The organism is Antarctobacter heliothermus (assembly GCF_900188425.1).
In the GTDB taxonomy this organism is placed as follows: domain Bacteria; phylum Pseudomonadota; class Alphaproteobacteria; order Rhodobacterales; family Rhodobacteraceae; genus Antarctobacter; species Antarctobacter heliothermus.
This window is the reverse complement of the sequence record NZ_FZON01000020.1, coordinates 17523-31417: the sequence shown is the minus strand read 5'-3', so window position 1 is coordinate 31417 and position 13895 is coordinate 17523. Positions and strand designations below refer to the sequence as shown.

12 protein-coding genes are annotated in these 13895 nt (G+C 62.8%); 3 read left to right on the top strand and 9 right to left on the bottom strand.

Translation table 11 applies throughout. From position 1 onward, the window contains the following. Positions 1–30 precede the first annotated feature (30 nt). Positions 31–483: an iron-sulfur cluster assembly scaffold protein gene (locus CHB90_RS11990; protein WP_089278110.1), complete on the top strand. Its 453-nt coding sequence runs from the start codon at positions 31–33 to the stop codon at positions 481–483. 50 nt (positions 484–533) lie between these two features. Beyond that, positions 534–1937, top strand: a complete 1404-nt coding sequence (locus tag CHB90_RS11985; RefSeq protein WP_089278109.1) for a methyl-accepting chemotaxis protein — start codon at positions 534–536, stop codon at positions 1935–1937. 184 nt (positions 1938–2121) lie between these two features. On the opposite strand, the gene CHB90_RS27325 is transcribed toward CHB90_RS11985, so the two are convergent. The 5 genes from CHB90_RS27325 to sciP form a co-directional block, all read right to left on the bottom strand. After that, positions 2122–2244 carry a hypothetical protein gene (locus tag CHB90_RS27325; protein WP_281256103.1) on the bottom strand — a complete coding sequence of 41 codons (123 nt, stop codon included), beginning with the start codon at positions 2242–2244 and terminating at the stop codon, positions 2122–2124. Positions 2245–2421: 177 nt separating this feature from the next. Then, the gene (recG, locus tag CHB90_RS11980) at positions 2422–4512 is read right to left on the bottom strand and encodes an ATP-dependent DNA helicase RecG (protein WP_089278108.1); all 2091 of its coding nucleotides are present in this window, start codon (positions 4510–4512) and stop codon (positions 2422–2424) included. Further along, entirely contained in the window at positions 4509–6773 is a 2265-nt protein-coding gene (gene ligA / locus CHB90_RS11975; protein WP_089278107.1) for an NAD-dependent DNA ligase LigA, read from the bottom strand. Before ligA ends, recG begins: the two co-directional genes overlap by 4 nt. 61 nt (positions 6774–6834) lie before the next feature. Next, positions 6835–7551 carry a response regulator transcription factor CtrA gene (gene ctrA / locus CHB90_RS11970; RefSeq protein ID WP_089278106.1) on the bottom strand — a complete coding sequence of 239 codons (717 nt, stop codon included), beginning with the start codon at positions 7549–7551 and terminating at the stop codon, positions 6835–6837. Between the two features lie 94 nt (positions 7552–7645). Further along, entirely contained in the window at positions 7646–7924 is a 279-nt protein-coding gene (gene sciP / locus CHB90_RS11965) for a CtrA inhibitor SciP (protein ID WP_089278105.1), read from the bottom strand. A 123-nt stretch (positions 7925–8047) separates the two neighbouring features. Here sciP and mnmA point away from each other — a divergent pair, with 123 nt between their 5' ends. Next, positions 8048–9190 (top strand): tRNA 2-thiouridine(34) synthase MnmA, encoded by a 1143-nt coding sequence (mnmA, locus tag CHB90_RS11960; protein WP_089278104.1) that lies wholly within the window; start codon positions 8048–8050, stop codon positions 9188–9190. Positions 9191–9354: 164 nt separating this feature from the next. On the opposite strand, the gene CHB90_RS11955 is transcribed toward mnmA, so the two are convergent. The 4 genes from CHB90_RS11955 to CHB90_RS11940 are packed head-to-tail and all read right to left on the bottom strand — an operon-like array spanning position 9355 to position 13618. Continuing rightward, positions 9355–10563: a beta-ketoacyl-[acyl-carrier-protein] synthase family protein gene (locus tag CHB90_RS11955; protein ID WP_089278103.1), complete on the bottom strand. Its 1209-nt coding sequence runs from the start codon at positions 10561–10563 to the stop codon at positions 9355–9357. Further along, a complete protein-coding gene (locus CHB90_RS11950; RefSeq protein ID WP_089278145.1) occupies positions 10560–10820 on the bottom strand; it encodes an acyl carrier protein in 261 nt (86 codons plus the stop codon). Before CHB90_RS11950 ends, CHB90_RS11955 begins: the two co-directional genes overlap by 4 nt. Before the next feature lie 37 nt (positions 10821–10857). Next, positions 10858–11949: a UDP-3-O-(3-hydroxymyristoyl)glucosamine N-acyltransferase gene (lpxD, locus tag CHB90_RS11945; protein ID WP_089278102.1), complete on the bottom strand. Its 1092-nt coding sequence runs from the start codon at positions 11947–11949 to the stop codon at positions 10858–10860. A 40-nt stretch (positions 11950–11989) separates the two neighbouring features. Continuing rightward, complete coding sequence (locus CHB90_RS11940) at positions 11990–13618, bottom strand: L,D-transpeptidase family protein (RefSeq protein ID WP_089278101.1); 1629 nt, start codon at positions 13616–13618, stop codon at positions 11990–11992. Between the last annotated feature and the right edge of the window lie 277 nt (positions 13619–13895).

Here is a 13895-nt window from a genome sequence, read left to right as displayed (position 1 = left end):
TGTATGGGGAACCCGCAGCAGGAGAAAGCCATGAGTGGCGAAACGGACCTGATCAAGCTTTATTCTGGCCGCATACTCGAACTGGCCGCCGATATCCCGCACAACACGCGGCTGGAGTCGCCGCAGGTCAGCGTCAAGAAACGCTCGCCGCTGTGCGGGTCCACCGTGACGGTCGATATCTCGATGCGCGATGGCAAAGTGTCGGACTATGGCCAAGAGGTAAAGGCCTGCGCGCTGGGACAGGCGGCGGCGTCGGTTGTGGGTGGTGCCATCATCGGGCGCACGCCCGAGGAACTCACCGCTGCCCGGGATGCGCTGCGTGCCATGCTCAAGGAAGACGGGCCAACTCCGCCCGCGCCTTTTGATGGGCTTGAGGTGCTGCGCCCGGCGACCTCATTCAAGAACCGCCATGCCTCTATCATGCTGGCGCTGGATGCGGCCTGTGAGGCGGTACAAGAAGCGCGGCAAATCCATTCGGCTTAATCCTCTGTTGGTTTTCCTGCGCTAGTCAGGGAAAAAAGCAGAGGCAGGCCATGCATCACTCGACAGATATGTCCGCTCCGGACCGCGACCGGGAACTGGCGCGCCTGACAGAGGCCGCGACCAGCCTGGGCCGGGAAACGGTGGATATCGGCGGTTTCCTGACAGATCTTGATCAGAGATGCAGCCAGCATTTGACAGAATTGACACAGGTAGGTGGCCAGACCGCTGACCTGTCCGAGGTCAGCGCCCGGATGCACGACGCCGTGCAGAAAATGTCCGATACGGCAGAGGTGACACTGGCACGGGTGCAATCCTCGGTCCGGACGATTGGCGAAACTGGACAAAAATCGCAGGTTCTGGCCGAATGGGTGCGCGCGGTCCACGCTGGCAGCACCGAGGTCGAGGATATGCTGAACGCAGTCCAGACGTCCAACACGCTGATCTCTGACATTGCCTGGCAGGTCCATATCCTTGCGGTCAACGCCAAGATAGAGGCCGCGCGCGCCGGACAGGCGGGCAAGGGGTTTGCCATCGTCGCGGAGTCGGTTCAGGATCTCAGCCAGAAGACCGCCGATGCCGCCAAAAAGATCGACACGACCGTCGCGCGCCTGGCCGACTGGATGTCGCGCCTGCACCGAGAAGCACAGACAACCGCATTGCAGGCGGATGCGGTTCTGGAAAACGCAGGCGACACGGATCGCGCGCTTTCGGAAATCGAACAGGGGATCGGGGCGATGCGGGGTGGCGCGCTGGCCCTGTCGGATGAGGCCGCACAGGCCAAATCTGCCGTCGACAGCACGCGTGGCGCAGTGGACCGGGTTTCGGTTTCCGTGTCCAAGGTCGCCGCCGACGTGGATGAGGCGACGCGCCGTTGCATTACCCTGGTCGACACGTCCGAGAGAATCCTGCAGCACGCCGTCGCCCTGGGCGGCGATGGGGCGGATGGGCCGATGATCACCCTGGTGCAGGATCTGGCGGGTCAGGTGGCACAGGCGATGGCCCATGCGCTGGATCATGGCCGCCTCACAGAGGCCGATCTGTTCGCGCACACATATCGCCCGATCAATGGCACCAATCCTCAGCAGGTGCTGGCCCCTTTCACCGCCGTCATGGACCAGATCCTGCCGCCCATTCAGGAACCGTTGCTGGACCGCGACACACGGATCGTCTTTTGTGCCGCGGTCGATACAAACGGCTATCTGCCGACGCACAACCACAAGTTTTCGCAGCCACAAGGGGCGGACCCAGTCTGGAACGCCGCGCATTGCCGCAATCGCCGGATCTTTGACGATCGCGTGGGGTTGAAGGCCGGGCGCAATACCAGGCCGTTCCTGCTGCAGGTTTACCGGCGCGACATGGGCGGCGGCGAATTTGTGATGATGAAGGATCTGTCCGCCCCGATCACCCTGCGCGGACGGCATTGGGGCGGATTGCGATTGGCCTATCGGTTCTGAAACACCGGACCGCCAAAAAAAAACCGCCGCACTCCGGGACAGGGAGGCGGCGGCAAGGAGCGTGTCGATCTGCAGGGCCCCGGATCGTGATCGGTTACAGGCAGGAAAACCGATTGGGGGACAGGTTGCACATCGGGACAGGTGACATGCGACTAATCCGGGCTACAGACACGCAGGCAGAAACTCAGAAAACGGAGGGTAGGTGCAACGCGCCGACAAAGATCACCACCAGAGAGATGACACCAACGGTATCCTGCCAGAGCGTCGCGTTCTGGCGGTGCAAGGCGGTCTTGACGGTGTCGATCATGGCGTCTCTCCAATGTTCCGTTTGTTGACCCTTTGTTCTCATATCATTAACGTCGTGTAAAGAACTTAATGAGAACATTTGAGAACAAAACGGATCTCCTGAAGAACGCTCGTTGACTGCCGCGGTTCCGAACCGGATCTAACAGGCTGAAACTACCGGGTTTTAGGCGCTTCGCGCTCAACCCACACCGATCAGGCGGATCGCCTCGTCCTGTCGCATCAGCCAGAGCAACAAACGCGCCGCCTGCCCGCGCGCACTGTGAAGTTCGGGATCTTCGGCCAGCAGGCGTCGGGCATCTGACTGCGCCACCGCCATCAATCCGGCTTGACGTTCCAGGTCGGCCACCCGGAACCGGGGCAGACCCGATTGCGCCAACCCGATCACATCCCCGGCCCCGCGCATTTCCAGATCCACTTCGGAGATGCGGAACCCGTCTTCGGTTTCCCGCAGGGTTGTCAGGCGACGCTGCCCGCCGTCGGACAACGGCGGCTGATACATCAACAAACAGGTCGAGGCCGCCTCGCCACGCCCGACACGGCCGCGGAGCTGGTGCAACTGCGCCAGGCCAAAATGTTCGGCCCGTTCGATCACCATGATCGAGGCATTGGGCACGTTCACGCCCACCTCGATCACCGTTGTGGCCACCAGAACAGAGGTTTCGCCAGCGACAAACCGCGCCATGGCGGCGTCCTTGTCCGCAGGCGGCATCTGCCCGTGGACCAGCCCCACAACGCCATCGCCAAGCGCGGCGCGCAAATGCTGAAACCGCGCCTCGGCGGCGATCAGGTCAGAGTTTTCGCTTTCTTCGACCAACGGACAGACCCAATAGGCCTGCCGCCCTTCGGTGACGGCTTGGCGCAGGTGATTGACAACGTCTTCCATCCGCTCATTTGACAACAGCGCGGTCTTGACCGGTTTGCGCCCCGGCGGCTTTTCGTCCAGCACAGAGACATCCATATCGCCGTATTGCGCCAACGCGAGACTGCGCGGGATCGGCGTGGCGGTCATCACCAGCACATCCGCTGCCGCCCCCTTGCGGCCCAGTTCCATCCGCTGACGCACGCCGAACCGGTGCTGTTCATCAACCACCGCCAGCCGCAGATCGGCAAACTGGACATCGGCCTGAAACACCGCGTGGGTGCCGACAAGGATCTGGATGTCGCCCCGCGCAAGGGCGCGCAGCTTGGCCGACCGCTCTGCCCCCTTGTCGCGCCCGGTCAGCAATTCCAGCACCACGCCTGCGCTTTCCGCAAGCGGCCGCAGCCCGTCCAGATGTTGCCGGGCCAGAATTTCCGTCGGGGCCATCATGACGCCCTGCCCGCCCGCCTCGACCGCCGTCAGCAGCGCCATGAGCGCCACCAGCGTCTTTCCGGACCCCACATCTCCCTGCAACAGACGGTTCATTCGCTGCGGCAAGGCCATGTCCCCGGCGATCTCGGCAATGGCGCGGGTCTGTGCGCCGGTCGGCGCATAAGGCAACGCCGCCAGCACGCGGTTGCACAGCCGTCCATTGCCCCGGCTGACGATCCCGCTGGCCCGACGCCGCTGCGCGCGGGCCAGCGCAAGTGTCAGTTGATGCGCCATCAACTCATCATAGGCCAACCGGGTCCGCGACGGCGCCGTTGCGGCCAGATCGCGTGCCCCTGCGGGGGCATGGGCACGGCGCAAGGCCTCTGCCCAATCCGGCCAGTCCTCGGCGGCCTTCTGCGCCGGGTCGATCCATTCGGGCAGATCCGGCACGCGGGTCAGCGCGTCCTCCATGGCGCGGGTCATGGTCTTTTGCGTGACATTGCCGGTCAGCGGATAGACCGGCTCATACCCAGGCAGGTCGTCCGCCTCATCCGGGCGCAGCATGTGGTCGGGGTGGACCATCTGCGGCACCCCGTCGAACAATTCGACCCGACCAGACAGGATGCGCCGCTGCCCGGTTGGCAACATGCGCTGGATATAGTCGCCGTGACCGCGGAAAAAGACCACCTGAAACCGGGTGCGCGCATCATCCACCTCGACCCGATATGCACCACCTTTGCGCGCCGCCGGGCGGTGATGGCCAACCGTCACCTCGATAGTGGCGACCCCCGGCAGGTCGACGTCCAGCACACTGTCGCGCAGCGCCCGGTCGATGCCCGAATAGGGCAGCGTCAACAGCAGGTCGCGTGGCGTTTCGATTCCCGCCGCGTCCAGCGCTTGCGCAGTCTTGGGGCCGATCCCGTCCAACCCGGTCAGATCGGCAAACAGCGGCCAAAGCGTCTCAGGCCGACCGCTCATGCGCCGATCAGCTCCAGCCAGGCATCCTCATCGAGGACAGTCAGGCCAAGATCGCGCGCCTTTTGTTCCTTGCTGCCTGCCCCCGGTCCGGCAACCACGATGTCGGTCTTTTTCGAGACCGATCCCGACACCTTTGCCCCCAGGGCTTCCGCCCGCGCCTTGGCCTCGGCCCGTGTCATCCGTTCCAACGAGCCGGTAAAGACGACGGTCTTGCCCGCGACGGGGGAGCCTTCGCTTGCGGGGTGGTCCGGCGGCTGGATGTCCAGATGCGCCACCAGCCGGTCTATCGAGGCGCGCTCCTGTGGGTTTGCCAGTGCGTCCGACAGGGATTGCACAAGGACAGACCCGATCCCGTCGATGCCGGTCAGTTCGGCCCAGCTGTCCAGCGCGGTTTGCGGCACGTCGCGGGCGGCGATGACGGCGTCGCGGGTTTCCTTGATCCTGGCGCGGCGGCTGTCTTCTGCGGCTGTCGCGCGTTCTGTCCGTTCAGCCTCATCGGCTGCGCGGTGCGCAAGAATTGCGGCACGCGCGGCATCGACGGTGTTTGTCAGCGCCTCCCAACTGCCAAAATGCAAAGCAAGATCGCGCGCCGCCGCCTCTCCGACGTGGCGGATGCCCAGAGCAAAGATCATGCGTTCCAAGGCGATACGCCGCCGCGTCTGAATGGCGGCAAACAGGTTGGTGGCTGATTTGTCGCCCCATCCATCGCGGTTTTTCAGCTTGGCCAAGGTTTGGCCATCTCGCTCCTCCAGCGTGAAGATATCCGCCGGTTCACGGATCGCAAGGCTGTCATCTCCATGAAACATCTCGACCTGTTTCGCGCCCAGCCCCTCGATGTCAAAAGCCCCGCGGGAGACGAAATGTTTCAGCTTTTCAACCGCCTGCGCCGGGCAGATCAGACCGCCGGTGCAGCGGCGAATGGCATCGCCCTCTTCGCGGATCGCGTCGGACCCACACTCCGGGCAGACCGTCGGGAACGCGAAGGGCTGCGCGGTTTCAGGACGTTTCGACAGATCGACATCGGCCACTTTGGGAATCACATCCCCGGCGCGGTAGACTTGGACCCAATCGCCAACGCGGATGTCCTTGCCCTCACGGATCGTCTGGCCCTGACTGTCGCGACCGGCAATGTAGTCCTCATTGTGCAGCGTCGCGTTCGACACGACGACACCGCCGACCGTGACTGGCGTCAGACGTGCCACCGGGCTGAGCGCGCCGGTGCGCCCGACCTGGATGTCGATCGCCTCCAGCCGTGTCCAGGCCAGTTCTGCCGGGAATTTATGTGCAATGGCCCAACGCGGCGTGGTCGAGCGGAACCCAAGCCGCCCTTGCAGGCCGAGGTCGTCGACCTTGTAAACCACCCCGTCGATGTCATAGCCCAATGTCGCGCGCTGTTCCTCGATCCGCGCATAGTGGGCCAGCATATCATCCGGCCCGTCGCAAAGCCGCGTCAACGGATTGGTTTGAAAGCCAAGTTGCGCCAACCGCTCAATCGCGCCGATCTGGGTTTCCGCCAAAGGCTCCGACAGTTCACCCCAGGAATAGGCGAAGAACTTCAACGGCCTGCTGCGCGTGATCTCTGGATCAAGCTGGCGCAACGATCCGGCCGCAGCGTTGCGCGGGTTGGCAAAACTCTTGCCGCCCCGCTCCGTCTGGCGCGCGTTCAACGCCTCGAAATCCGCATGGCTCATGTAGACCTCGCCTCGCACCTCAAGAAGGTCCGGCGCGCCGCGCAGGGTCTGGGGAATGTCATCGATCGTGCGGGCATTTGCGGTGACATTTTCACCCACGGACCCGTCGCCGCGCATGGCTGCCTGGACCAATTGGCCCTTTTCATAGCGCAGCGCCAGCGACAGGCCGTCAATCTTGGGTTCTGCAGAGAAGGTGAGCGCGGACCCCTCGCCCAGCCCAAGGTATCGGCGAATCGAAAGGTCAAAATCGGCAATATCCCCGTCCTCAAACGCATTGGACAGCGACAGCATCCGGACACTGTGCCGGACCTTGGAAAAGCCTTCGGCCGGGGTCGCGCCAACCTGTTCGGTCGGGCTGTCGTCGCGTTTCAGGGACGGAAACAGCGCCTCGATGTCGATGTTGCGCCGTTTCAGCCTGTCATAATCGGCGTCCGAAATCTCTGGCCTGTCTTGGCCATGATAAGCCTCGTTCGCACCAGCCAGAACATGCGAAAGAGACGCAAGTTCCACTTGCGCCTCTGCCTCGGTCAGCTCTGTGACCTCTTTCTCATAGAACGGTGTCTCGCCCATCCCCGCCCCCGCATTTTCACCTGAATGAGTGATAGGCGCACGCCGGGATGAGGTCCAGCGCTCAGCCGGTTGCGGCAATCGCCTTGGTTTCGTCCTGGCTGGGCTCGGGATCGCGCAGGACATAGCCACGGCCCCAGACGGTCTCGATATAGTTATCGTCGCCGGTCGCCTCGGACAGTTTCTTGCGCAGCTTGCAGATAAAGACGTCGATGATCTTCAGTTCCGGTTCATCCATGCCGCCGTAAAGGTGATTGAGGAACATCTCCTTGGTCAGCGTGGTGCCCTTGCGCAGCGACAGCAATTCCAGCATCTGGTATTCCTTGCCGGTCAGATGCACCGACTTGCCAGACACCTCGACCGTCTTCGCGTCAAGGTTGACTGAAATCTTGCCTGTCCGAATGATCGACTGCGAGTGCCCTTTCGACCTCCGGATGATGGCATGGATGCGCGCCACCAGCTCATCACGGTGGAACGGCTTGGTCATGTAGTCGTCGGCGCCAAAGCCAAAGCCCTTGATCTTGGACTGGGTATCATCCTCGCCCGTCAGGATCAGGATCGGCGTGTCGATCCGCGCCACCCGCAACTGGCGCAGCACCTCATGCCCGTTCATATCCGGCAGATTGAGATCCAGCAGGATCAGATCGTAGTCATACAGCTTGGCCAGATCGATCCCCTCCTCGCCCATATCCGTCGAATAGACGTTGAGGTTGGCGTGGCTCAGCATCAGTTCGATGCTTTTCGACGTGGTTGGATCGTCTTCAACCAGCAAGATACGCATGTGCTGTCTCCGGGCATTGTCTTCGGTTGAGATACAACCTGAGCGAAAAAGGTTAACGCCCCCTTACCATACCCGTCCAGAGACGCAATTCAACTCAAGGTTGCCGATATTTTTGCACGCGTGTGACCTTCAGCGCATCTTCGCCGTGCCGTGTTGCCGCCTGGACCCATTCCAGCAACTCTTCATCGCTGAGACTGTAGTGGTCTTTGGCCTGATCATGGGTCAACAGCCCGAACGTGACGGCCCTGACCACCGCCGCCTTGCGCGACGCGACCCATCGCCGGGTTTCCTTCGGAGGCAGGTCAGCGCGTGTCATGGTGCTGCCCTCCGGCAACCTGACCGCGCGCGGACCTTCGATCTTCTTGAGGTACATTTTCGGCACTCCAACACTTCGGTGGCGGCCATAAACGCACGCGGCACTTAACGACCACTGAAATGCCCCCCTTGAGAGTAGTTCGGATTTTCCTATATTCCGCGCATTCCAAGGAGAGTCGCCATGCCCCTCGACACGCGCCCGCTGAATTCGCTGGGCCTGCCCAAACCGCCGTCGGAAACCCGCGTCGTCGTCGCCATGTCCGGTGGCGTCGACAGCTCTGTCGTGGCCGCGATGCTGAAAGAAGAGGGGTATGACGTCATCGGCGTGACCCTGCAACTCTACGATCACGGTGCTGCACTGGCTAAAAAGGGGGCGTGCTGCGCCGGCATAGACATTCACGATGCGCGCCGCGTGGCCGAGGAAATGGGCTTCCCGCACTACGTCCTCGACTATGAGAACATCTTCCGCGAGGCGGTGATCGATGAATTTGCCGACAGCTACCTGGGCGGTGCCACGCCAGTGCCCTGCATCCGTTGCAATGAACGTGTAAAATTCAAGGATCTTCTTGAGACCGCCAAGGATCTCGAGGCCGATTGCATGGCCACCGGCCACTACATCCAGCGCATGACGGGCACACAGGGGGCGGAGCTGCATTCCGCCGCTGACGCCTCGCGCGATCAAAGCTATTTCCTGTTCTCGACCACGCCGCAGCAGCTCGACTTCCTGCGCTTTCCGCTGGGACATCTGCCGTCAAAGGATGACACCCGCGCGCTGGCGGCGAAATACGGGCTGAGCGTGGCGATGAAACCGGACAGTCAGGACATCTGCTTTGTCCCCGACGGCAATTACGCCGCCGTGATCGAAAAACTGCGTCCCGGGTCCGCGGAACCGGGCGAAATCGTGCATGTGGACGGTCGCGTTCTGGGCGAACACAACGGCGTGATCCACTATACCATCGGCCAACGTCGCGGCCTTGGCATCGGCGGGCTGGCCGATCCGCTCTATGTGGTGAAACTGGACGTGGACACGCGCCGCGTGATCGTCGGGCCCAAAGACCTGCTGGCCACCCGCACGGTCCCGGTGCGCGAAATCAACTGGCTTGGGGACGTCCCCTTCACCAGCCAGAAGGAATGGCAACTGAACGTCAAGGTCCGCTCCACCCGCCCGCCGCGTGAGGCCATCGTGCGCCCGATCTCGGACACCGAGGCCGAGGTCGAACTGGTCGTCGCCGAAGAGGGCGTCAGCCCGGGTCAGGCTTGCGTCTTCTACGCCCCCGAAGGCTCCCGCATCTTTGGCGGCGGCTGGATCTGGCGCGGACACTGAGCAACAGACGGGGCGACCCACAAACTGCCCCCGACTTCTTCTTTGCTAAAATACTCCCGGGGGAGCGCAGCGCCGGGGCAGCGCCCCGCCTCCGAGGGGGTGGCCAAAGGCCACCGCCGAGACACCCGGCGCGCCGCAAGGCGCACAATTGGATCACCGCAAGATCAGGCGCGCCCCAGCACCAGCACCGCGTTCAGCCCGCCAAAGGCAAAGGCGTTCGACAGCACCACATCCACCTCGGCCTCACGCGCCTCATTCGGCACCACGTCCAGCGCGCATTCCGGGTCCGGTTCCTCATAACCGATGGTCGGCGCGATCACACCGTCCTTCAGCGCCATCAGGCAAGCCAACAACTCCACCGCCCCGGTGCCGCCAATCAGGTGGCCGTGCATCGACTTGGTGGAGGAGATCATCAGGTCATCCGCATGGGTGCCAAACACGTCTGCCACGGCGGCGCATTCCGTCTTGTCGTTGGCCGCCGTGCCGGTGCCGTGGGCGTTGATATACCCCACCCGCGTCTTTTCCACTCGTGCGTCGCGCAGCGCGCCCGATATGGCCCGCGCGGCCCCGTGTTTCGAAGGCATCACGATGTCCGACGCGTCCGAGGTCATGGCAAACCCCAGCACCTCGCCCAAGATCTCGGCCCCGCGGGCCCGCGCGTGCTCATACTCCTCAAACACAAAGACCCCGGCGCCCTCGCCCTGAACCATGCCATTGCGGGTGGCGGAAAACGGACGGCACGCATCCTTGGACATGACCCGCAGACCTTCCCAGGCCTTGACCCCGCCAAAGCACAGCATCGATTCAGACCCGCCGGTGATCATGGCGGTACACATCCCCGACCGGATCATGTTGAACGCCTGCCCCATCGCGTGGTTGGAACTGGCGCAGGCGGTCGCCACGGTAAAGCTCGGCCCCTTGACGTTGAATTCCATGCTCACATGGCTGGTCGCGGCGTTGTTCATCAGCTTGGGCACGATAAAGGGGTGAACGCGGTTCTTGCCCTCTTCGTAGACGGCGCGGTAATTGTCATCCAGCGTGGTCATCCCGCCGCCGGATGTGCCCAGCACCACCCCGGAACTGTCGGCAAGGTCGCCCTTGAACTCCAGACCCGACTGCGCCACCGCCTCACGCGCCGCCAGCAGGGTGAACTGGGTGAACCGATCATACAGCGCCATCTGCTGGCGGTTAAAAACCGTCTCCGGCTCAAATCCCTTGACCTGCCCGCCGATGCGGATCGCCAGACGCTCGACGTCGCGGAACTCCAGTTCCCCGATGCCGCACCGCCCCTCGCGCATCGCCTCGAACGTGGCAGGCACATCCTGGCCAAGCGCGTTGATCGTGCCCGCCCCGGTAATGACGACCCGTTTCACGTCTTCTGCTCGGCGATCAGTTTTTCGATGCCTTCGACGATCTTTGCGACGGACGAAATATCGAAATCCGACTCAGACGGATCATTCGCGTTGAACGGCACCGAGATGTCGAACTGCTCTTCGATGGAAAAGATCGCCTCGACCAGACCCAGCGAGTCGATGCCCAGATCCTCGGGCGTGCTGTCCATCGACACGTCCGAGACATCCAGCATCGCCTGGTCCGCAATGATCTGAAGAACCTGTTTCCTGACGTCCATGATCTTGGCCTCACGCTTGTCCAGAATTGCCGGACACTTAGTCATTTCCCATGAGCTTTGAAACCGATTTCTTGATCTCCGCGACGTCGCGGAACAGCCGCGGAAGCCGGCGCAAACCTTTGTAGGCCTCGACATGGGCCTCCATCTTCATGGCCGGATAGCCCAGCATCACCCGACCCGCAGGCACATTGGACAGCGCCACCGTGGCCCCGCCAAGGATGGCACCGTCGCCAATGCGCAGGTTGTCCGACACCCCGACCTTGCCGCCCAGCACCACATTGTTGCCGATCACGGTCGACCCCGCGACAGCCGCATTGGCGCACAGCAGACAGTTGCGCCCGATGACAACGTTGTGGCCGATCTGCACAAGGTTATCCAGCTTGGTGCCGTCGCCGATGCGTGTGTCGCGGATGGTGCCCTTGTCCACCGTCGACCCGGCGCCGATCTCGACATCACAACCGATAGTCACCGCCCCCAGGCTGGCAATGCGTGCCCAAGTCTGCACGCTGTCGGTGCCTTCGCCACCCAGGGAGGCGCGCGCCTTTTCCACGCCCGACACCTCGGGTGTGACAAAGGAAAACCCGTCGCCGCCGATGACCACATTGGGCTGTGCGATGAAACGGTCGCCGATCGCCACCCGCGCCATGATCCGCACGCCACTGTGCAGCATGGACCCCGCGCCGATCACCACATCGCGCCCGACATAAACCTGCGGCCCGATCACCGATCCAGCCCCGATCCGGGCACCCGCCTCGATCACCGTGAACGGCCCGACGGACACGCCTTCGCTCAAATCCGCCGAGGCGTCGATCACCGTTTGCGGGTGGATGCCGGGGCCGTAGCCCGCTCCGGGGTCCATCATCGCGGTCAACCCCGCCATGGCATAGCGCGGACGGTCGGCCAGGATCGCCGCCTCCAGCCCCAGCGCCCGCCAGTCCGTGCCTGCCGCCAGCAGCGCGGTGCGCGCGCGGCCCCGTCCCAGGGCAGCGATGTATTCAGGCCGCGACGCAAGCGCCAGGTGCTCTGGCCCGGCATCCGCCGGTTCGGCCAGCCCGCTGACGGTCAACATAAGATCGCCCTCGGCAGTCATACCGAGGGCGTTGGCGATGTCTTCGATAGTATAAGGCATGTGTTCTCCCGGACAAAGCGCGGCTCAGTCCGGGGCAGGTTTAGCTGCGCCCCGACCGCAGGGCCACCCCTTCGTCGTTCAAGGCACGCCACAGGATCTGATCGCGGCCATAGACATCGTCGCGATAGTTCATCTGGCCCTTCGCCTTGGTAAAGGCGGTGCGATAGATCAGATGCACCGGCACCGGCGTTTCCAGCGGCACCTTGGTGTTCTGACCAGAGCGCAGCGTGGTCTGGAAATAGGTTTCGGGGTCGTCGATCTGCTTGGCCAGCAGCGCATAGGCAAAGTCATGCGGATCGTCGAGCCGGATGCAACCATGGCTGAAGGTGCGCACTTCACGCGAGAACAGATGCTGTGACGGCGTGTCGTGCAGATAGATGGCATAGGCGTTCGGGAACATGAACTTTACTGTCCCCAGCGCGTTGCCCGGCCCCGGCGGCTGGCGCATCGTGTAGGGGAATGCCCCACCCGACGCCGCGTAGGATGCCGCAGCGGCCCGGCTGACCACGCGCCCGCGATAGTCCACAAATTCCAGATGCCCGACCGCGTAGGGGTTGTTGCGCAGCGCCGGCAGGTATTCGCCCCGGATGATCGACTGCGGCACATACCAGTACGGGTTGATGACCATATGTTCCATCACATCCGAAAATTCGGGCGTGCGCCGGTCTCGCGCCTGATGGCCGATGACCGATTTTGTCTCAAAGGTCAGCTTGTCGTCGTCAATGATCTGGGCGTGGAAATCGACCAGATTGACCAGAACATGGCGTTTGCCTCGCCCCTCGGGCAGGTTCAGCCAGCGTTCGCGCTCCATCGCGACCATGATCGATTTCAGCCGCTCTTCGGGCGCGACGTTGATGGCGCGCATGGTGCCACCACCTGCCACACCGTCCATCGGCAGCGCATGATCTTCCTGGAACTCACGGACCGCGGCTTCCACTTCGCTGTCATAGGACATGCTGAGCGACGGTTTCATATACCCCATCAGGGCCAGCCGATTGCGCAGGGCCACAACCGCGTTGCCGGTATTGCCCGGACGCAGGCTGCCGGCAGAGACCGTCGGCCCCCAGCCGCCCTGGCGGATCTTGTGTTCCATCCGCAGCTTGGCGCGCATCAGGCGGGTGTATTCGGGGCTGTTGGGCACCAGGCTCAGGAACACGGCTGACGGGTTTTCTTCGGTCAACCGGGTCAACAGCATCTGCGGATCGCGGCGCGGCAATTCACGCTTGATATCGTCGATGATCTTGCCGGGGTCCAGAACGCCGGTTTGCAGGTCGTTGGCAAACTGGATGAAGGTGCGGGTCAGCTCGACCTCCAGCAAACCGCGGGACCGGCCGTCACCCGCCTGCGCCATACGGTTCAGCAGGCTCTGGGCGTTGTAGCGGTTGGCGGGCAGGCCATGCACATCGGCAAGCGAGAACGCCTCGATCAGCGCCAGCCTGCGGGCGCGGTCCGCGTCCCCGGCCCCGGTCCAGATCGGTTCGAAATCGCGGGAGCGATAAAACGCGGCCACGCTGTCATTGTCGGCGATGCTTTCGGCAACGGCCTGTTTGAACGCGGTGACCTTAAGTGTCAGACCATCCTGCGCCGCCAAAGGCAGCGCCGCACCAAACCAGACCGCACCGGCCACGACAACGGACCGCAATACGGCCCGCTTGTTGCTGATGTGCATTCCCAATTCCTTCCCCAAATCCTTCATAGACCAACCATTTTACGACCATTTCCCGAACTCTACAGTGCAGACAGGGCGATGCATCTGTCTATTCACATTTATGCCAGCATGTCGACCGTGGCCAAAACATGTCAGGCCTGCGCAATCGCGCCACAGTTCGGCGACAGTGGGCAGAATCCCGCCAATTCCCCCTTGATCATTACAAATCACAACAAATCGCTCTTTTTGACAGACTCGATTCGTGCCATACACTTCGTGGCATCTGGGGATAGATGGC